Annotated in this window: 1 protein-coding gene; it reads left to right on the top strand. The window is 64.9% G+C overall.

Annotation, left to right across the window (positions count from 1 at the left end; all coding sequences use genetic code 11):
• The coding region (locus PZA18_RS24020) for a winged helix-turn-helix domain-containing protein (RefSeq protein WP_284103417.1) at positions 1 to 797 on the top strand (797 nt) is incomplete at both ends.

Here is a 797-nt window from a genome sequence, read left to right as displayed (position 1 = left end):
CTGTCTGTCGATATTCAGCCGCAATCTGCCCGCATTCTCGGCATTCTGCTGAAGCATCGTGGCGAGGTTGTCACCCGCAAGGCACTGGAGGAGCAGGTCTGGCAAGGACGGTTTGTCGGCGAGAATGTGCTCGCCAGCGCCATGACCCGCCTGCGTACCGCTCTGGGCGAATCCAATGCCGGTCTGATCGAGGCCCTGCCCAAGGTCGGATACCGGATCACCACCGAAGTGCAGCGCACAGCCGTCGGGCAGAGTTATGACAGCCCGCTCGCCCTCGCCGTCGGACAGGCCGCACCCGAGCGCCCTGGCTTTGTGCTGGATCGGCTGCTGGGCAAATCCGCCGCAGGCGAGGCCTGGCTCGCCAGTCACCGCCAGACCAAGGCGCTGCGCGTCTTCAAGTACGCCGCCAATGCCGGCCAGCTGACCAGCCTCAAGCGCGAGGCCACCTTGTCGCGGGTCTTGTATGAGCAGTTGGGGGAGCGGCCGGATGTGTTGCGCATTCTCGACTGGAATTTCGAGCGGGCCCCGTTCTTTCTGGAAAGTCAGTACGGTGGCGACAATCTGCTGGGCTGGGCCGAGCATCAGGGCCGGCTGGCCGGGTTGGCTATCGAGCAGCGGCTGGAGTTGTTCCGCCAGATTGCCCAGGCCGTCGCAGCCGCCCATGGCGTGGCAGTCATCCATAAAGATCTGAAGCCCGCCAATATCCTGATCCGCCCGCAGGGAGAGGGCTGGCAGGCCATGCTGGCAGATTTCGGCAGCGGGCGCCTGAGTGACCCGGCCCGGCTGATTGAGCTTGG

The sequence above is a fragment of the Parachitinimonas caeni genome, from assembly GCF_030129945.1.
Taxonomy (GTDB): domain Bacteria; phylum Pseudomonadota; class Gammaproteobacteria; order Burkholderiales; family Chitinimonadaceae; genus Parachitinimonas; species Parachitinimonas caeni.
The sequence above is the reverse complement of the archived record's forward strand: the minus strand, read 5'-3'. Positions and strand labels throughout refer to the sequence as shown.